Consider the following 17,724-nt stretch of genomic DNA (forward strand, 5'->3'; position numbering starts at 1 on the left):
CTTACTGGTCGCGCTGGCGTTGCTTGATTTTTGCTTGTAACGCCGCCGCTACAACGGGATCAGTGAACTGACTGACATCACCATGATGCAGCGCGACTTCTTTGACCAGGGTTGACGAGATAAATGAGTTCTCTTCGGCTGGGGTCAAAAATACACTCTCTAAATCGTGATACAAACGGCGATTCATGTTGGCCAACTGAAACTCATATTCAAAATCAGACACTGCGCGCAGTCCTCGGATCAGTACGGTTGCACCTTGCTGCTTGGCAAAGTCCACCAACAAACCACTGAAGCCAACCACCGTGACATTGGCCAAATCGCGCGTCACCTGACGCACCAACTCAACCCGCTCATCAAGGCTAAATAGCGGGTTTTTACTGGGACTTTTGGCGACTCCAACAACAATTTCACTGAATAAATTAGAAGCCCGCTCAATCAGATCAGCATGGCCATTGGTGATGGGATCAAAGGTGCCTGGATAAATCGCTCGCTTGTGCATGATTATCTCCTGCTGCATAAATGAGGATGCGCAGCGCCCCTCGAATCGGTTAAACTATAGCACTAACTTTGCCACGTAATAATAGCAGCCAACCTGTGGTTGTTATGACAAGCCTTAGCGCGCGACTGGAGAATTACATGAAGCACGATTTTTATCAACAGCTTGAGCAGCAACTTGAGGAGCTCAAGCAAGAGGGGCTGTACAAGCAAGAGCGGATCATCACCAGCGACCAAGATGCTGAGATTACCGTGGTTGGCGGCCAGCATGTACTCAACTTTTGCGCCAATAATTACCTTGGTTTGGCCAACAACGATGCGCTGATTGCCGCTGCTAAACAAGGCCTTGATGAGCACGGTTTTGGTACCGCCTCAGTGCGCTTTATTTGCGGCACGCAAGATATTCACAAAACCCTGGAAGCGAAACTCAGCAGCTTTCTGGGTACCGAAGATACCATCTTGTACTCATCGTGCTTTGACGCCAACGGTGGTTTGTTTGAAACACTGATGGGCCCAGAAGACGCCATTATCAGTGATGAACTCAACCACGCTAGTATCATTGATGGTATTCGCTTGAGCAAATCCAAGCGGTATCGCTACAAAAATAACGACATGACCGATCTTGAAGCGCAGCTTAAGCAAGCCAAGGCCGATGGTGCACGGCACATTTTGATTGCCACCGACGGCGTATTTTCAATGGATGGCGTGATCGCCAACATGAAGGGTGTGTGCGACTTAGCCGACCAATACGGCGCCTTGGTGATGATGGACGATTGCCACGCGACTGGCTTTTTAGGCGCTAACGGTAAAGGTACTCACGAATATTGCGGCGTACTGGGGCGTATTGATTTTCTTACCGGTACCCTCGGTAAGGCTTTAGGTGGCGCCTCGGGTGGCTATATTTCTGGCAAAAAGGCGGCTATCGACTGGTTACGTCAGCGCTCACGCCCCTACTTGTTCTCCAACTCTGTGGCGCCAGCGATAGTGCAAGCCTCTATTCGGGTGCTGGAGTTATTAGAGAATGGTGATGCCCTACGCGCTCAATTATGGGACAACGCCAATCATTTCCGCACGCAAATGACTGCGGCTGGTTTCACCTTAAGCGGTGCCGGCCATGCCATTATCCCAGTGATGATTGGCGACGCTCGCTTAGCCGCCGAAATGGCCGAACGTTTGCTTAAAGAAGGTATTTATGTGGTTGGGTTCTCGTTCCCAGTGGTACCACGTGGCAAAGCGCGTATTCGTACGCAAATGTCAGCAGCCCACAGCCGCGAGCAACTAGACCGGGCTATTGAAGCCTTTATCCGCATCGGTAAAGAACTCGGCATTATTTAAGTTTTTGGTGGAGACTATTTCAATGAAAGCATTAGCGAAATTACATGCCGAGCCAGGCATTTGGATGACCGACGCGGAAAAACCAGAGTATGGCTACAATGATTTATTAATTCGTATTAAAAAATCCGCCATTTGTGGCACCGATATTCACATCTATAAATGGGACGAGTGGTCACAAAAAACCGTGCCAGTACCGATGGTGGTGGGCCATGAGTACGCCGGTGTGGTTGAAGCCATGGGCGACGGTGTCAAAGGCTTTAACGTTGGTGACCGGGTATCTGGTGAAGGCCATATTACCTGTGGCCATTGCCGTAACTGTCGTGCTGGCCGCCGCCACTTGTGCCGTAATACCTTGGGAGTTGGTGTTAACCGCCCAGGCAGCTTTGCTGAATACTTAGTGATTCCTGCCGACAACGCGTTCAAATTACCCGACGACATCAGCGATGATATGGCGGCTATTTTTGACCCCTTTGGCAACGCTGTGCATACCGCACTGTCGTTCGATTTGGTCGGTGAAGACGTACTCATCACCGGTGCTGGCCCAATCGGTATCATGGCCGCCGCTATTTGCCGTCACGTTGGCGCGCGCCACGTGGTGATCACCGACGTAAACCACTATCGCTTAGACTTAGCCAAGAAGATGGGAGCTACCCGCGCTGTGGACGTCAGCAAAGAAAACCTGCGCGATGTGATGGCTGACCTGGGTATGAAAGAAGGTTTTGATGTTGGCCTAGAAATGTCGGGCGTACCATCAGCTCTGAATCAAATGTTAGACACCATGAATCACGGCGGCAAGATTGCCATGCTCGGCATTCCGGCCAAACCGATTGCTATTGATTGGAACCTTGTGATCTTCAAAGGTTTGATTATCAAAGGTATTTATGGTCGTGAAATGTTTGAGACCTGGTACAAAATGGCGGCGTTATTGCAGTCAGGCTTGAATCTTGAGCCAATTCTGACCCATCAGTTCCACATTGATGATTATCAAGCTGCATTTGAGTTGATGGCGTCAGGCCAATCAGGCAAAGTAGTGATGAATTGGGAGTAACAGCATATGGCCGACTTTAAACGAATCAATGCAGCAACCGCGCACGCACTCTGGCAACAGGGTGCGGCGGCGTTTGCCGATATCCGCGATGAGCGGTCGTTTGCGCTCGGCCATATTCCCGGCTCAGTCCATTTAACCAATAGTAACTTAGGGCAATTTCTCGACAGCCTTGATGATGCCACTGAAGTCGTGGTGGTGTGTTACCACGGTAACAGCAGCCAAGGTGCAGCCCAATACCTCGCCCAGCAAGGCGTGGAGCCGGTCAGTAGTTTAGACGGTGGGTTCACCGCATGGGGCCAACAATTTCCAGAGGCTGTGGAGCGACGCTAAATGCAAAAACTGTACACCAGCCGCGATCACAGTAGCATGGAAAAACTTTACGGGTTCCTGCAACAACGCGGCATCCCGGTGACAGTGAGCGAACACGGCGAGCAACTTGAGCTTTGGCTGATTCAAACCAGTTATGCGGCGCTAGCCAAAGAGTTAGTGGCAGAATTTAAAGCCAACCCCAGTATTGCTGATAGCCCCCAACATGAGCCGGCGCTGAGCGCCTTTGCCGCTGACCGTAGCCCACGTATACCACGTGGAACACCTACTATCCTGAACAACTTATTAAGCCAAGCTGGGGTCGTGACCATCAGTTTTGCGGTACTGGTCATTGCGGTGTTTTTAGGGCAGCTATCGCCTTTGCGTGACGGCCTATTTGAATTACTCCGTATCAGCGACAACTTCGCGGCTATTCCGTGGCATCAACCGTGGCGGGTAATCACCCCGGCCTTATTGCACTTTAGCGTGCTCCATATCTTATTTAACGTGTTTTGGTGGTGGTATTTAGGCGGCCGCTTTGAGCGCCTTTATGGCAGCGTGTGGCTAGTGGTCGCACTGGTGGTCTGCGCCAGCATTTCCAATGTCGCTCAATTTATCGTCAGTGGCCCCTATTTCGGCGGCCTTTCCGGTGTGGTGTATGGCTTATTCGGAATTGCCGTGGTCATGGCTTGGCAGCGCCCAAGCCACCCTCTGTACTTGCCGCCAGGGCTGATTGGCTTTTTGTTGTTCTGGTTAGTACTCGGCTATACCGACCTATTGTGGGTGAACGTTGCCAATACTGCTCACACCGCTGGCCTCATCAGTGGTTTGTTGGTTGGGGCGGTGATGCGCGGGCTGGGCCGTTAATGCTGGCGTTTCCCATTGTCTCTGTGGGCGGCGAAGCGCACTGGCAAGCAGCAGAAGCTTGGGGCGAGTTACTCTCGCCCCTACAGTGCCAATGGCTGCTAGATAACAGTTCGCTCACCGCGAAATTAAAAGCTCAGTGTCAGCATTTTCAGGTGCAATTACTCGGTCAACAGCAAGCGAGTATGCTCGCTGACGAGGCGCGCTGGTTACCCGAAGACAGCACGGTGACTGTGCGTGAAGTGATTCTCCACTGCGATCATCAGCCTTGGGTGTTTGCCCGCAGCGTATTTCCACAACAGGCGTTACAAGCCAGTCAACTTAACCTGGCTGAACTGGGCACGCGACCACTGGGTGAACATTTGTTTAGCCAGCCTGATTTGCAGCGCTCGGATATCGAGGTATCGGCTTTTCCTGCTCACAGCCGGGTCGGTCAGCTGCACCAACAGTTGGGCTTTGCCGCACAGACACTGTGGGGTCGGCGGAGCTGCTTTAGCGCCGCAGGGCAACAGATTCTGGTGGCAGAAGTGTTTATTGGCGCGGCGCCGCTCTATCACACCGAAGGCGCGGAGTAAGCACATGAGCCGTGGTGCGATGATCAGTCAACGCAGTTCAGCCTACTGGCGTTTGATGCGTGCCGACCGCCCGATTGGCACCTTACTGTTACTCTGGCCGACCTTAAGCGCGCTGCTGATAGCCGGCGCTGGTAACCCACCGTTAAAAATTCTGGTGATTTTTTTACTCGGCGTGTGGGTGATGCGCTCTGCCGGCTGTGTCATCAATGATTACGCAGATCGCCACATTGATGGCCAGGTTAGCCGTACCAAGCAACGTCCATTGGCGCGGGGTGAAGTGCAGAGCTGGGAAGCGCTGCTGTTATTCGCAGGGCTACTGCTGGTCGCTTTACTACTGGTGCTGCAACTGAATAAAACCACTATCTATTTGAGCTTTGCGGCAGTGGGTGTGGCGACCTTGTATCCGTTTTGTAAGCGTTTTACCCAGTTACCACAAGTGGTACTTGGCGTGGCTTTTAGCTTTGGCATTTTGATGGCTTTTACCGCGCTGGAGCAAGGCTTACCGTTGCCGGCATGGTTATTATTATTCGCCAATGTCAGCTGGACGGTGGCCTATGATACCCAATATGCCATGGCCGATCGTGATGATGACCGACAAATTGGGGTGAAGTCGACGGCGATTTTATTTGCTCAGTACGACCGGCTAGCTATTGCTGCGCTGCAACTTATTACCTTGGTATTGTTGGCAGGGTTGGGAGCGGTGATTAACGCCGCCTACCCGTATTACCTGGGCTTAGTGGTCATTGTTGGCTTATTTGCATGGCAACATCGGCTGATTTGGCAGCGCCAACCCAGCGCGTGTTTCCAAGCTTTTCTGCACAACAATCACGTGGGTTGGGTGCTTACCCTCGCCATCGTGATTGAGTTTTGGTTTTTCCGTTAGCGTTAGGTTGACCGCGAGGCCAGCCATTGTTGTACCGATTGCCGAATGGTTTGTAATACCGCAGGTTCGAGCAAACTATCAATACGATCACTAAAGGCACCCACGCGCTGATCAGCAATCAGCTGCCCTTGAGCATCCACATCAATGTAGTTCTGTGCTTTCAGAGTGGCAATCAGACCGGTCAGTACTTTTTTATCAAAAAACTCTGGGGCGCTAATGCCATGCAGGGTACTTAAGCGCTCAGCCAAGGCTACGGCTTGTTGCTCTAACTCTGAGCGACCGAGTGGCTGCGCCTGTTGCAATAGCTCCAAAATAATCGAGTAACGTTGCAAGGTTTCACTGGCGCCACGCGCCAGCAGCTGCAACTTGAAGTAGCACTGCGAATCACGCGCAGGAGCGCTATAACTGGTGTCGCTAAGCTGTCGAATTAAGCCCATTTCAGTGAACTGTTGCAACAATGCTGCTACCCATAGCGCCATGCTATCGCTATCGTGACTAATAAACAGCTCATCCTGCAATAACGGCTGTAATTGTTGTAATAAACTGACCACCTGAGCCTGCTTAAATTGGCCATGGCCCACCGCAATCGCTGCCACAATAGCCGGCACAATCACCATATGCATGATGTTGTTACGGTAGTAGGTCATGGCGATAGCTTTATTGCCCTCAAGCCGAATCACCTCACCAATGCTGTCACTGACAATGGTGAACTTGTCTTGCTTGCTGGCCAGCTGCCACAGTTCTGTCCCGCTTTGCTCCGGCACATAACTATCCAAGCTGTAGGGGACCTCACGCAAAATAGTGGTGTAAACCTCCATTTGGCTGATCAGTTCTTCGCGGGTCAAACTGTGTTGCTCGGCACTGAGGAGGGCGAGCGCGGACAAATTGATACTATTTAATGCTGCGGCATTATTAATACGCTGCATAATTTGTTCGGCCAGCAAATTCACCGTCGGCGTTAACCATTTTGGCCGTGCCGGTTCTTCGGCACCAATGGTGATGCTCTCGCGCCAGCTCGGCTGCAAGCTATCAAGAGCCTCACCCACGTTAATCGGTTCACCAAAGGTAACGTAACCATCACCGAAGTTTTTTAAATGGCGCAAGGTACCAAGCACCTGAAAGATGGACTCTTTTTGCTTGCTTGAGCCTTGTAGCTCTTTCAGATAGGTGGCGACTTCCATGACGTGTTCGTAGCCCAAATAAACTGGAACAATTGACATGGGCCGGGTTTGACCACGCAACATACCCTGAATGGTCATAGCAATCATGCCAGTTTTGGGCGGCAGTAGGCGGCCGGTGCGGCTGCGCCCACCCTCGGTAAAATATTCCACCGGATAGCCCTTTTGGAACAACCGATTGAGGTATTCGCGGAAGACTTCTGAATAGAGCTTATTACCCTTGAAGCTGCGCCGCAGGAAAAACGCACCACCGCGACGGAATAATGGTCCCGCTGGAAAAAAATCAAGATTAACCCCAGCGGCAATGTGTGGTGGCACTAAGCCTTCTTTATAAATGGTGTAACTCAGCAATAGATAATCCATGTGGCTGCGGTGACAGGGCACATAAATAATTTCATGCCCGGCCTGCGCCAACGCGCGGATACGGTGACCACCTTCAACGTGCACGCCATGGTATATCTTGCTCCACATCCAGCCCATAAAACGATCCAACACACGAACTAAGGTGTCGCTGTAATTAGCGGCTATTTCGTCGAGATATTTATAGGCACTGCGTTCGGCATCGGCACGACTGATACGCTTGCTCTTGGCTTCGTCAGCAATCGCTTGTTGCAACGCTGGGGTGGCTAACAAACTGCGAATGACTTCGCTTCGCTCGGTGATTTTAGGGCCCGCCACAGCGTGCCGTAAGCGCACAAAATGCACCCTGGCAACGCGTGCTAGCTTGTGCGCAATGCGCCGATCAACACCATTTTCATCGGTCATTTGGCGCAACTGTACCGGGGCACTGCCGCGCACTAAGATATGTCGACCAGAAAATACCACAAGCCAGAATTTGCGCCATTTGCCGGGATTATCGAGATCGGCCACCATGGCCTTGCCTTCACGCCGCTCTTGGCCGGGTTTACGCCCCCAAAACAGCCCCAAGGGCAGCACTTGCACCCGCAACGATGGGTCTTTTTGGTGCGCCTCAAGTAGCGCCAATAACTCATCCACCGCCGCCGCAGCACTGTCATCTTTACCCTTGGCCAAGTACATCACCCGGGGAAATTCACGGCCGTTGAGTAACAGTGGTTGGTTCGGATCAGGCAGCCCAATACGCAGCAATGCGCGCTGGGCAACGATAAAATCGGTCAATGACGTCGAGCGCATTACGTACACCACGTGATCGCTGCCGATGACCGACTGTGCCGCTTGATCGAGAATCACCTCAAAGCGCGTCAGCCAGCGTACCGGCCAGTATAAGACCGAACGCCACAAGCCTCGTAGACTCATGCAAAACCCTCTGCTTAGTTATCTAATGCAAGCATACCACTGTCATTGTGGTTATGCCGCCTGAAAAAAATACCAAAAAAAAAGTTGCCAAAGCAAAACACCTGTATATACTCACAGTATCACTGTATAGATAAACAGGTATTTACATGCGCCCTTTAACGCCCCGTCAGCAAGAAATTCTGACCCTAATCAAAGATGCTATTGACGCCACTGGCATGCCGCCAACCCGCGCCGAAATAGCCTTACAACTGGGTTTTCGTTCTGCCAATGCGGCGGAGGAACATCTCAAGGCGCTGGCGAAAAAAGGCGTTATCGAGCTACTACCCGGTATGTCGCGCGGCCTTCGCTTAGTCGGCGGTATGGATGAAGAAGTTCCAGAAGGGTTGCCACTTATTGGTCAAGTTGCCGCTGGCGAACCTATTTTAGCCCAGCAACACATCGAGAGTCATTATCGCGTCGATGAAAACCTATTTCGACCGCATGCTGACTTTTTACTGCGCGTAAACGGCATGAGCATGAAGAATATCGGTATTCTCGACGGTGACCTATTGGCTGTTCACAAAACTCAAGATGCACGTAACGGCCAAATTATTGTCGCACGGGTTGACGAAGACGTTACCGTGAAGCGCTTTGAACGCAAGGGCAGCACCGTATTGCTGCACCCAGAAAATGAAGAATTTTCGACTATCAAGGTCGACCTCGCTCAGCAATACTTCACCGTAGAAGGGCTGGCCGTAGGTGTCATTCGAAATGGAGCATGGCTATGAGATACGATTATCAACCAAGTAAAAACGCCAGCCTCGTGGCTGAGCATGCAGAAACTAGTTTAGGCGACGCGCGTTTTGATGACGTATTGTATCGCGTGCAGTCACTCGCATTACGCACATCACAGTGGATCACTGTGATCGGCGGTTGTCGTGAAACCATCGCACAATTAGTCGCTGCGGGCGTGAGCCGTAATCGTATTCGTTGGATTGGCGGTCGCGATCATGACCATCGCGAATGGGCGACTGAACAAGCGTTGTTGGCTGGTACCAGTAGCTTAGTGCTGAGCTTTCTTGAGCAAATCTCGCCGCGCATGCAGCAACGCATCAAAATGGCTAGTAAGATGAGTCAAACGCACAGTTTTGTTTTTAATGAATTACCTTCTCGTACGCCACTCCACTAATCCCCGTACCGAAGGTTTCCCCGAAGGGCTGCTCATGCAGCCCTTTTTTTTAAAAAATCTTAACTTAAGCGGTGGCAATTTAATCGTTACATGGTATTTTGGAGCAGCAATAAATACTGCTAACACAACTAAAATAATAATTATTGATATATAACAACAACAAAGAGTTAGTAGGGAAAGCGATTTTTCACTTCTAGGAATGCTGTTCCTTTTTCTGCTTACCTCTTTGTTCTTCAGGCTCGCACTTCGGTGTATTCGTGGGCGACCACGTCGGAAGAATGAGAGGAGACGTCCGTGAGAACGAGACTTATCGCGGCACTAACAGCGGCAATGCCGTTTGCTGCCAGTGCACAATCGCAGTTGAACCTGACTCAAGGTGTTACCGAGATCAGCAACCGCGTCTATGACCTTCACATGACCATACTTTACATATGTATTGTGATTGGTATCGTGGTTTTCGGGGCCATGTTTTGGTCCATGATTGCCCACCGCAAATCACGCGGTCACAAGCCAGCAACTTTCCATGAAAATGTCAAAGTTGAAATTCTCTGGACAGTGATCCCGTTTTTAATCTTGATTGGAATGGCCATCCCAGCCACCTCTACCCTGATTGCCATGGAAGACACCAGTGAATCTGATGTCACCGTGTTAGTTACCGGGTCGCAGTGGAAATGGCACTACCGCTACTTTGAGCATGATGTTGAATATTTCTCTCTGTTGGCGACCCGTCCCGATCAAATCAATAATAAATTACCAAAAGGCACCAACTACTTACTTGAAGTCGATCGCCCCTTGGTGATCCCGACAGGTAAAAAAGTACGCTTTTTGATCACCTCAGATGATGTTATCCACTCATGGTGGGTGCCCGATTTTGCGGTTAAGAAAGATGCTAACCCAGGCTTTATTAACGAAGCATGGACTAAGGTTGATGAACCCGGTATCTACCGCGGTCAGTGTGCTGAGCTCTGTGGTAAAGACCACGGCTACATGCCGATTGTGGTCATCGCTAAAGAGCCAGCTGAATACGAAGCGTGGATTACTGCACAAGAAACTGCGCAACGTGAAGCCAAAGAAGAAGAGCAACGCTTATTAGCTATGTCGATGAGCGAAGCCGAGCTGATGGAATTAGGCGAGCGCGTTTACCTCGGTAACTGTGCGGCTTGTCACCAGCCAAATGGTCAAGGTATTCCCGGCGTATTCCCAAGTTTAGTCGGTACTGAAATGGTTACCAACGACATCAATGGCCACATTGATATTGTACTTTACGGTAAACAAGGCACCTCCATGCAGGCGTTCGGTAATATGCTGACTCTGCGCGAGATTGCTGCAGTAGTTACCTATGAACGGAATGCTTGGGGCAATAACACGGGCGAGCTAATTCAAGCCGCTGATGTCAACGCTCGGACGAAGAATTAAGGGGAGTACCGACTATGAGCTCTGCTGCTGGAACGATGGATCATCACGATCACGATCATCACCATCACGCGCCGTCGGGTATTACCCGGTGGTTATTTACTACCAACCATAAAGACATTGGTTCAATGTACTTATGGTTCTCGTTCATTATGTTTTTGTTGGGCGGCTCTATGGCACTGGTTATCCGGGCCGAGCTGTTCCAACCTGGTCTGCAATTAGTGGATCCGCACTTCTTCAACCAGATGACTACCGTTCACGGTCTGATCATGGTGTTTGGTGCAGTTATGCCAGCCTTTACCGGGCTTGCTAACTGGATGGTACCAATGATGATTGGTGCGCCAGATATGGCCTTGCCACGAATGAATAACTGGAGCTTCTGGATTCTGCCATTTGCCTTCGCTATTCTGCTTGCTTCGCTATTTATGGAAGGCGGCGGTCCAGCGTTTGGCTGGACCTTCTACGCGCCGTTATCAACCACCTACAGTAGCGATTCCACCGCGTTATTCGTGTTCTCGGTACACATTATGGGTATCTCGTCCATTATGGGCGCGATTAACGTGATCGTGACCATCATGAACATGCGCGCACCTGGCATGACCTACATGAAAATGCCATTGTTCGTGTGGACCTGGTTTATTACCGCCTTCTTGCTGATAGCTGTCATGCCAGTTCTAGCCGGTGCGGTCACCATGGTACTGACCGACAAATACTTCGGCACCAGCTTCTTTGATGCCGCAGGTGGCGGTGACCCAGTTATGTTCCAGCATATTTTCTGGTTCTTTGGGCACCCCGAAGTGTACATCATGATCTTGCCATCGTTCGGTATCGTGTCGGCTATTATTCCCGCGTTTTCGCGCAAACCGTTATTTGGCTATGCGTCCATGGTTTATGCCACCGCCGCTATTGCCGGTTTGTCGTTCCTGGTTTGGGCGCACCACATGTTTACCACCGGTATGCCGGTGGCCGCAGCATTGTTCTTTATGTACTGCACCATGTTGATCTCGGTGCCGACCGGGGTGAAAGTGTTTAACTGGGTAGCTACCATGTGGCGCGGTTCAATCAGCTTTGAAACGCCTATGTTGTTTGCTTTAGCCTTTGTGATTCTGTTCACCATTGGCGGTTTCTCAGGCTTAATGTTGGCTATCACACCGGTTGACTTCCAGTATCACGATACCTACTTCGTGGTTGCACACTTCCACTACGTGCTGGTGAGTGGTGCGATCTTCTCGATTATGGCTGCCGCTTACTACTGGTTACCAAAATGGACCGGGCATATGTACAACGAAACGCTGGCAAAATGGCACTTCTGGTGTTCATTAATCAGCGTCAACGTGTTGTTCTTCCCGATGCACTTTGTTGGCTTGGCCGGTATGCCACGTCGTATTCCAGACTACGCCCTGCAATTTGCCGATATTAACCAAATTGTCAGTATTGGCGCCTTTGCCTTCGGCTTGTCGCAACTGATTTTCTTAGCGGTTGTGGTGAAGTGCGTACGCGGTGGCGAAAAAGCGCCAGCGAAGCCATGGGAAGGTGCAACAGGCTTAGAGTGGACGGTACCATCACCGGCGCCATACCATACCTTTGATACCCCACCTGAGGTGAAATAACGCTCATGAGTGACCACCAATCAACCCCAAACCGCCCCGATAACGGGCGGGTCGTTAAGCGCCTACTACTGGTCGTAGTAGGCATGTTCGGCTTTGGTTTTGCGTTGGTACCGCTGTATGAAGTGTTTTGCGAAATCACTGGGTTTAACGGTCGTACGTCGAACGAGGCGGCTGCCGTTAATACCCGTGCAGTGGATACCTCTCGGAGCATCAACGTACAATTTATCACTCGGGTTAACCAAGGCATGCCTTGGGATTTTCAACCTGAAGTGAAGATGGTTCGGGTGCACCCTGGTGAAACTAAGGTGGTGAACTTTTTGGTTGAGAACCGCACCGGGAACAATATGGTGGCGCAGGCCATTCCTTCTGTTTCGCCGGGTGAAGCGGGTTTATATCTGAACAAGACAGAATGCTTCTGTTTTGAACAGCAGCCGCTGGCAGCCGGTGATACCACCGCCATGCCCATGCAGTTCTATCTCGACCCAGAAATTCCAGCGCACATACATACATTGACTCTGCAATATACGCTGTATGACATTACAGCCAATGCGACACCCGATGTGCTAGCAACCATGCTAGCGAACTAAGGACTTGTTATGGCAGCACAACAACACGAAAAATATTATGTTCCAGCAAGTAGCCCATGGCCAATTGTTGGTGCAGTAGCACTGGGCCTGATTGCTTTTGGCGCAGGCCATACCGTTATTGAATCGAAGAACCAAGTGGATGGCTGGGGAACAACAGTATTGTTCACCGGGCTGGCAATTTTGGTGGTGATGTTGTTTGGTTGGTTCCGTGACCAAATCAACGAATCCATGTCTGGCCTTTATAGCAATCAGCTCAGCGCCTCGTATCGACAAGGTATGAGCTGGTTTATCTTCTCCGAGGTCATGTTCTTTGCGGCGTTCTTTGGCGCGCTTTTTTATGCTCGCGTGATTGCTGTGGAATGGCTTGGCGGGGCGAGTAACAACGCCATGACCAACGAGGTGCTATGGCCGCACTTTGAAGCGATGTGGCCACTCACCGAAACCCCAGGCGGCACCACCACGCAAGCAATGGGCTGGATGGGCTTACCGCTGTACAACACCATCATCTTGATTGTGTCGTCGTTTACCTGTCACTTTGCTCATGTTGGCTTAGAAAAAGGTAATCGCACTCAGTTAAAAGTATGGCTAGGTATTACCATTGTATTGGGTTGTATCTTCTTGTACCTGCAAGGTGCGGAGTATGTTCACGCCTATCAAGATTTAGGCTTAAAACTTGATTCTGGGGTATATGGCAACACCTTCTACTTGCTGACTGGCTTCCACGGTATGCACGTGACACTCGGTACACTGATGCTGATTGTGATGTTCTTCCGCGTGATGAAGGGGCACTTTACCCACGACAACCATTTTGCTTTTCAAGCGACCAGCTGGTACTGGCACTTTGTTGACGTGGTGTGGGTCTGTTTGTTTATCTTTGTATACATCCTATAACCACGAGCCACTGCGGTCGTACTGAGCAACACTCAGTACGGCCGTGGATTCGACGGTAACAACCCGGTAGCTAATAGAATAATAATAATCACCATGGCAATTGCTGAAAACATCACGCGTTTGCCAAGATAATGGGTCATGGATGGTTTGGTCGCATCGTTACGCAGCATGGCAAACATGGCGCGAAACAAATTAAAGACCATGAACAACATGAGTAGTACCAGAATGACTTTTGCACTGAACGTTAGCATCGCTATGTCCTTTTCGGATTCTCTATTATGAGTCGCAGTACCATTATTGCGACGCTCATAACTGTGCTTGCAATTTCGGGCTTGGTCAAGCTGGGATTGTGGCAACTTGATCGCGCCAACGAAAAACAGGCACTGTTTGATGATTTCGAGCGCGCTCAGCAACAACAGCAATGGCAACCATTAGGTCTTGGCGCGCTTCCTGATCGCTATCAGGGCGTTAGCGTGCGCGGAGAATTTCAACCGCAGCAATACTTCTTACTGGACAACCAAATTCAACAAGGGCAAGTGGGTTATCACGTGATTGGCCTACTCCAAGCTGATTTTCAAAGCGCCAAAATTCCCGTTAATTTGGGCTGGGTGAGCCTTGGTGACAGTCGTCAACAGCTGCCCGCAGTGACCTTACCTGAAGGTCCAATTACCGTCACCGGTTGGTTTTATCAACCCAGTGAAAGCCGGTTTGTTGCCGCTGACCAACTGCTTGAGAAAGGCCCTTGGCCGATGCGCATTCAACACTTAGACAGCGAGCTGTTGAGTGCTGCCCTAGAGCTTTCCATAGCCCCATATGTGGTGCTACTCTCAGAGACTGAAACCTATGGCTTTCCGCGGCAATGGCAACCTAACTTAATGCCACCCGAAAAGCATCGCGCTTATGCCGTGACATGGTTCTCGTTAGCCTTGGCGTGCCTGATTATTGCGTTAATTGCAGGTCGTTCCAAAACAACAACAACAGAGGAATGAGCATGACATCTGTAAAAAAATCCCGCGCTACCCTCATTGGTGTGGTCCTCGCCTTTCTGATCCCAGTAATTGGCGCCAAATTGGTGCTCGACCAAAGCTGGTACCAGGGTGCGGTCACCAATCGCGGTACGATGTTGGTGCCACCCTATGAACTCGGCGATTTTGCCAACGAGTTACCAGCTGGCTGGCGGGTGGTCTTGGTTGACCAAGGCGATTGCAGCGATGCCTGTATGCAAGGTCTGTATGCTATTAATCAACTTGATGTGGCGCTCGGTAAAGAAACTCAACGCGTGGTACCGGTGTATATCAGTGCCGCCAGCTCACAGTTAGCATTAGACCAGGTGCCACTCGTTACCCATGTCGAGAACGCTGGCCTGGTGGCTCACTTAGCCAGTTTACCGTCACAACGGCTGATGATTGTCGACCCGTGGGGCAATGTGGTGTTGCACTACCCGACCTTTAGCGACGAAGAGCAAATGCGTGCCGAAGCGAAGAACTTGCTCTCCGATTTACGTAACTTACTGAAACTATCCAGAATAGGTTAAGCTCATGCGCGCTTTTGTAAAATTCAGCATCATTCTCACCTTGTGCGTCATTATTATGGGCGCCTATACCCGCCTCACCGACGCTGGTTTAGGCTGTCCTGATTGGCCGGGCTGCTATGGTTTTTTGACGGTACCTAGTGAAGCAGAACAAATTGCTCAGGCACAACAGTTATTCCCAGATGCTCCACTTGAGAACCAGAAAGCCTGGAACGAAATGATTCATCGCTACATTGCCGGTTTACTTGGCATAGTGATTTTAGTCATTGCCATTTGGTCATTAATTCGAGTGCGTCATGACCCGGCGCAACCGGTGAAATTGCCGTTATTACTGTTGATCTTAGTAACCTTCCAAGCCGCTCTCGGCATGTGGACGGTAACCATGAATCTACAACCGCTGATTGTCATGGGGCATTTACTCGGTGGTTTCAGCACGCTGTGTTTATTGTATTTACTCAGCTTACGCCTCGGCCGAGTTCACAATCCCATGGGTGATATCAACGCGCGCAGTCTGCGCGGCTTAGCCTTGATTGCCTTGCTGGTGGTGTTTGGACAAATTGCTCTAGGGGGCTGGGTGGCTGCCAACTATGCGGCGATGACCTGCACGGCATTGCCGATCTGTGAAGGTGATTGGCTGAATCGTCTTGATGTTGCCGGGGCCTTCTCGGTTCCGGAAGCCTCCACCTATCAGTATGGTACGCACGACTTTGAAGAGCGCATGACCATGCATGTAGCCCACCGTTTTGGTGCTATTGTGGTGATGTTGGTGGTCGGTTGGTTGCTCTGGCAAGGCTATCGTCGGGCACAATCAAAAGTCATTCGTAACAGTTTAAATTGGGTGGCGCTGCTACTGGTTGTGCAGGTCGCATTAGGCATTAGCAACGTGGTGTTCTATCTGCCACTCAGTGTCGCCGTACTGCACAACTTGTTCGGGGTAATGTTGCTAGCCAGCTTAGTCGGCTTGAACTATAAATTAGCGCGTAACGCGTAAGGCACGGATGTATTATGGTGAACTCAACGCAACCTGAATCAGCAGAAATGAGCTACAAAAGTCAGGCCCATTGGCGCGACTATCTCGAGCTTACTAAACCCAACGTGGTACTGCTGCTATTGGTGACTGCGGTGGTCGGTATGTGCATGGCCGTGCCTGGTTGGGTTGGTTGGCAGGTATTTGTACCGGCGATGATTGGTATTGGGCTAATGTCTGGCTCAGCGGCCGCCATCAACCATTTGGTCGACCGTCACATTGACGCACGGATGGCACGAACGCTGCGGCGCCCACTGCCATCAGGGGCGTTATCGCCACGCCATGTGCTCACGTTTTCAGCCTTGATTGGCAGCATTGGCTTTGTGGTGTTAGCGCTGTGGGTCAACATGCTAACCGCTTGGCTAACCTTCGCCAGTTTAATTGGCTACGCGGTCATCTACACCATGTATCTGAAACGCGCGACGCCACAAAACATCGTCATTGGCGGCCTCGCCGGTGCAGCACCACCGTTGTTAGGTTGGACGGCGGTAACCAATGAGATCCATCCTTTTGCGGTGTTGCTGGTGATGATTGTGTTCACCTGGACCCCGCCGCATTTTTGGGCACTGGCGGTGCATCGCGCCAACGATTATGCCAAAGCCAATATTCCTATGCTACCGGTCACCCACGGTGTGGAGTTCACCAAAACCTGCATTTTGTTGTACACCATTTTGCTTGCGGTGATCTGCCTGCTGCCCTACGTGGTCGGTATGTCGGGAGTGATTTATTTACTCGGTTCAAGTGTGCTGAGTATTTGGTTTTTGGTGTACGCCTGGAAACTCAAGTTTTCGCCGAACAAGCACACCGCCTATAACATGTTTAAATTTTCGATTTGGCAGTTATTTGCGCTGTTTATCTTGTTGCTCGTCGATCACTATCTGGTCACGCCGCCGCTCGCTTAAGAGGATACTTGCATGCAAAAATTACTTATCGCTGTGGTCGCCCTTGCTGCACTTGTCGCCGGCTTAGTCGTGTTCAACTTAATACCACAACCGCAACCACAAGCTCTGGTTTACAATCCACCGCGCGCGCTAGCACCTTTTGCGGTGACCGGACAAGATGGTGCCACCGCCAGTAATGAGCAACTACGCGGGCAATGGACTTTACTATTTACCGGTTACACGTTTTGCCCAGATATTTGCCCAACCACCATGGCTGACTTGCGCCGCATCATGCCGCAATTAGTGGCCGCGTCGGAACAACCGGTGAAGGTGTGGATGATTTCGGTCGATCCGCTACGCGATGATGTTGAGCGCGTGAACAACTACGCTAGCTTCTTTGGCGAGAATTTCTATGGGGTGCGCGCCGAGCACCCGCAGCTCTACCCGTTTGTCACCGATTTAGGCTTGATGTATTCCATTCCAGATGAAGGTGAGACCGATTACTTGGTCAATCACAGCGCCGCTATTGTATTGGTCGACCCTAATGGCAATCGCCACGCCATCTTCAATGCTGAGCACCAATTAGGTGAATTACCGACCGTTAATATGGACAAACTAGTGAGTGATTTTCAGATCCTCGCCGAACGCTTCCGCTAA

General features: G+C 50.8%; 20 protein-coding genes. 17 read left to right on the forward strand and 3 right to left on the reverse strand.

From position 1 onward, the window contains the following. Position 1 precedes the first annotated feature (1 nt). Entirely contained in the window at positions 2–499 is a 498-nt protein-coding gene (gene coaD / locus EFO84_RS06055) for a pantetheine-phosphate adenylyltransferase (protein ID WP_127347159.1), read from the reverse strand. Between the two features lie 137 nt (positions 500–636). Between coaD and EFO84_RS06060 the strand changes: the two genes are divergently transcribed. Genes EFO84_RS06060 through ubiA form a run of 6 tightly spaced genes read left to right on the forward strand, consistent with a single transcriptional unit; the run spans position 637 to position 5,506 of the window. Then, positions 637–1,830, forward strand: coding sequence for a glycine C-acetyltransferase (locus EFO84_RS06060; protein ID WP_127347160.1), 1,194 nt, complete (start codon positions 637–639; stop codon positions 1,828–1,830). Positions 1,831–1,852: 22 nt separating this feature from the next. Further along, positions 1,853–2,878, forward strand: coding sequence for an L-threonine 3-dehydrogenase (gene tdh / locus EFO84_RS06065; RefSeq protein ID WP_127347161.1), 1,026 nt, complete (start codon positions 1,853–1,855; stop codon positions 2,876–2,878). A 6-nt stretch (positions 2,879–2,884) separates the two neighbouring features. Continuing rightward, positions 2,885–3,208 carry a thiosulfate sulfurtransferase GlpE gene (gene glpE, locus EFO84_RS06070; protein ID WP_127347162.1) on the forward strand — a complete coding sequence of 108 codons (324 nt, stop codon included), beginning with the start codon at positions 2,885–2,887 and terminating at the stop codon, positions 3,206–3,208. Continuing rightward, entirely contained in the window at positions 3,209–4,051 is an 843-nt protein-coding gene (locus tag EFO84_RS06075) for a rhomboid family intramembrane serine protease (RefSeq protein WP_127347163.1), read from the forward strand. It begins immediately after the preceding gene. Next, positions 4,051–4,623, forward strand: coding sequence for a chorismate--pyruvate lyase family protein (locus EFO84_RS06080; protein ID WP_127347164.1), 573 nt, complete (start codon positions 4,051–4,053; stop codon positions 4,621–4,623). The genes EFO84_RS06075 and EFO84_RS06080 overlap by 1 nt, the downstream gene beginning before the upstream one ends. Positions 4,624–4,627: 4 nt before the next feature. Continuing rightward, complete coding sequence (gene ubiA, locus EFO84_RS06085; protein ID WP_240642653.1) at positions 4,628–5,506, forward strand: 4-hydroxybenzoate octaprenyltransferase; 879 nt, start codon at positions 4,628–4,630, stop codon at positions 5,504–5,506. A gap of 2 nt (positions 5,507–5,508) precedes the next feature. Here the strand turns inward: ubiA and plsB are convergent, their stop codons facing one another. Continuing rightward, positions 5,509–7,959 (reverse strand): glycerol-3-phosphate 1-O-acyltransferase PlsB, encoded by a 2,451-nt coding sequence (plsB, locus tag EFO84_RS06090; protein ID WP_127347165.1) that lies wholly within the window; start codon positions 7,957–7,959, stop codon positions 5,509–5,511. A 146-nt stretch (positions 7,960–8,105) separates the two neighbouring features. Between plsB and lexA the strand changes: the two genes are divergently transcribed. The 6 genes from lexA (at position 8,106) to EFO84_RS06120 (ending at position 13,628) form a co-directional block, all read left to right on the forward strand. Further along, complete coding sequence (lexA, locus tag EFO84_RS06095) at positions 8,106–8,726, forward strand: transcriptional repressor LexA (RefSeq protein ID WP_127347166.1); 621 nt, start codon at positions 8,106–8,108, stop codon at positions 8,724–8,726. Then, positions 8,723–9,127 carry a hypothetical protein gene (locus tag EFO84_RS06100; protein ID WP_127347167.1) on the forward strand — a complete coding sequence of 135 codons (405 nt, stop codon included), beginning with the start codon at positions 8,723–8,725 and terminating at the stop codon, positions 9,125–9,127. The genes lexA and EFO84_RS06100 overlap by 4 nt, the downstream gene beginning before the upstream one ends. 330 nt (positions 9,128–9,457) lie before the next feature. Then, positions 9,458–10,543, forward strand: a complete 1,086-nt coding sequence (gene coxB, locus EFO84_RS06105; protein WP_127347439.1) for a cytochrome c oxidase subunit II — start codon at positions 9,458–9,460, stop codon at positions 10,541–10,543. Positions 10,544–10,557: 14 nt separating this feature from the next. After that, positions 10,558–12,150 carry a cytochrome c oxidase subunit I gene (gene ctaD, locus EFO84_RS06110; protein ID WP_205701950.1) on the forward strand — a complete coding sequence of 531 codons (1,593 nt, stop codon included), beginning with the start codon at positions 10,558–10,560 and terminating at the stop codon, positions 12,148–12,150. 5 nt (positions 12,151–12,155) lie between these two features. Continuing rightward, complete coding sequence (locus EFO84_RS06115) at positions 12,156–12,737, forward strand: cytochrome c oxidase assembly protein (RefSeq protein WP_127347168.1); 582 nt, start codon at positions 12,156–12,158, stop codon at positions 12,735–12,737. Positions 12,738–12,746: 9 nt separating this feature from the next. Next, on the forward strand, positions 12,747–13,628 hold the full coding sequence (locus tag EFO84_RS06120) for a cytochrome c oxidase subunit 3 (RefSeq protein WP_127347169.1): 882 nt from the start codon (positions 12,747–12,749) through the stop codon (positions 13,626–13,628). 32 nt (positions 13,629–13,660) lie between these two features. On the opposite strand, the gene EFO84_RS06125 is transcribed toward EFO84_RS06120, so the two are convergent. Beyond that, on the reverse strand, positions 13,661–13,879 hold the full coding sequence (locus EFO84_RS06125; RefSeq protein ID WP_127347170.1) for a DUF2909 domain-containing protein: 219 nt from the start codon (positions 13,877–13,879) through the stop codon (positions 13,661–13,663). Between the two features lie 27 nt (positions 13,880–13,906). On the opposite strand from EFO84_RS06125, the gene EFO84_RS06130 reads away from it, so the two are divergent. Genes EFO84_RS06130 through EFO84_RS06150 form a run of 5 tightly spaced genes read left to right on the forward strand, consistent with a single transcriptional unit; the run spans position 13,907 to position 17,724 of the window. Continuing rightward, on the forward strand, positions 13,907–14,617 hold the full coding sequence (locus tag EFO84_RS06130) for an SURF1 family protein (RefSeq protein WP_127347171.1): 711 nt from the start codon (positions 13,907–13,909) through the stop codon (positions 14,615–14,617). Between the two features lie 2 nt (positions 14,618–14,619). Beyond that, positions 14,620–15,162 (forward strand): hypothetical protein, encoded by a 543-nt coding sequence (locus EFO84_RS06135; protein WP_127347172.1) that lies wholly within the window; start codon positions 14,620–14,622, stop codon positions 15,160–15,162. Between the two features lie 4 nt (positions 15,163–15,166). Beyond that, the gene (locus tag EFO84_RS06140; protein WP_127347173.1) at positions 15,167–16,150 is read left to right on the forward strand and encodes a COX15/CtaA family protein; all 984 of its coding nucleotides are present in this window, start codon (positions 15,167–15,169) and stop codon (positions 16,148–16,150) included. A 14-nt stretch (positions 16,151–16,164) separates the two neighbouring features. Next, positions 16,165–17,088, forward strand: a complete 924-nt coding sequence (cyoE, locus tag EFO84_RS06145) for a heme o synthase (protein WP_127347174.1) — start codon at positions 16,165–16,167, stop codon at positions 17,086–17,088. Positions 17,089–17,100: 12 nt separating this feature from the next. Next, positions 17,101–17,724 carry an SCO family protein gene (locus EFO84_RS06150; RefSeq protein WP_127347175.1) on the forward strand — a complete coding sequence of 208 codons (624 nt, stop codon included), beginning with the start codon at positions 17,101–17,103 and terminating at the stop codon, positions 17,722–17,724.

The sequence above is a fragment of the Pseudidiomarina mangrovi genome, from assembly GCF_003999375.1.
GTDB classification, from domain to species: domain Bacteria; phylum Pseudomonadota; class Gammaproteobacteria; order Enterobacterales; family Alteromonadaceae; genus Pseudidiomarina; species Pseudidiomarina mangrovi.

Bases quoted from the DNA above. Each gene is read 5' to 3' on its own strand.
- EFO84_RS06075 (WP_127347163.1), top strand. From the start codon at position 3,209: ATGCAAAAACTGTACACCAGCCGCGATCACAGTAGCATGGAAAAACTT.
- coxB (WP_127347439.1), top strand. From the start codon at position 9,458: ATGCCGTTTGCTGCCAGTGCACAATCGCAGTTGAACCTGACTCAAGGT.
- EFO84_RS06115 (WP_127347168.1), top strand. From the start codon at position 12,156: ATGAGTGACCACCAATCAACCCCAAACCGCCCCGATAACGGGCGGGTC.
- tdh (WP_127347161.1), top strand. From the start codon at position 1,853: ATGAAAGCATTAGCGAAATTACATGCCGAGCCAGGCATTTGGATGACC.
- cyoE (WP_127347174.1), top strand. From the start codon at position 16,165: ATGGTGAACTCAACGCAACCTGAATCAGCAGAAATGAGCTACAAAAGT.
- coaD (WP_127347159.1), bottom strand. From the start codon at position 499: ATGCACAAGCGAGCGATTTATCCAGGCACCTTTGATCCCATCACCAAT.
- EFO84_RS06140 (WP_127347173.1), top strand. From the start codon at position 15,167: ATGCGCGCTTTTGTAAAATTCAGCATCATTCTCACCTTGTGCGTCATT.
- ubiA (WP_240642653.1), top strand. From the start codon at position 4,628: ATGAGCCGTGGTGCGATGATCAGTCAACGCAGTTCAGCCTACTGGCGT.
- EFO84_RS06060 (WP_127347160.1), top strand. From the start codon at position 637: ATGAAGCACGATTTTTATCAACAGCTTGAGCAGCAACTTGAGGAGCTC.
- EFO84_RS06130 (WP_127347171.1), top strand. From the start codon at position 13,907: ATGAGTCGCAGTACCATTATTGCGACGCTCATAACTGTGCTTGCAATT.
- EFO84_RS06100 (WP_127347167.1), top strand. From the start codon at position 8,723: ATGAGATACGATTATCAACCAAGTAAAAACGCCAGCCTCGTGGCTGAG.
- ctaD (WP_205701950.1), top strand. From the start codon at position 10,558: ATGAGCTCTGCTGCTGGAACGATGGATCATCACGATCACGATCATCAC.
- EFO84_RS06125 (WP_127347170.1), bottom strand. From the start codon at position 13,879: ATGCTAACGTTCAGTGCAAAAGTCATTCTGGTACTACTCATGTTGTTC.
- EFO84_RS06135 (WP_127347172.1), top strand. From the start codon at position 14,620: ATGACATCTGTAAAAAAATCCCGCGCTACCCTCATTGGTGTGGTCCTC.
- EFO84_RS06120 (WP_127347169.1), top strand. From the start codon at position 12,747: ATGGCAGCACAACAACACGAAAAATATTATGTTCCAGCAAGTAGCCCA.
- glpE (WP_127347162.1), top strand. From the start codon at position 2,885: ATGGCCGACTTTAAACGAATCAATGCAGCAACCGCGCACGCACTCTGG.
- EFO84_RS06080 (WP_127347164.1), top strand. From the start codon at position 4,051: ATGCTGGCGTTTCCCATTGTCTCTGTGGGCGGCGAAGCGCACTGGCAA.
- plsB (WP_127347165.1), bottom strand. From the start codon at position 7,959: ATGAGTCTACGAGGCTTGTGGCGTTCGGTCTTATACTGGCCGGTACGC.
- lexA (WP_127347166.1), top strand. From the start codon at position 8,106: ATGCGCCCTTTAACGCCCCGTCAGCAAGAAATTCTGACCCTAATCAAA.
- EFO84_RS06150 (WP_127347175.1), top strand. From the start codon at position 17,101: ATGCAAAAATTACTTATCGCTGTGGTCGCCCTTGCTGCACTTGTCGCC.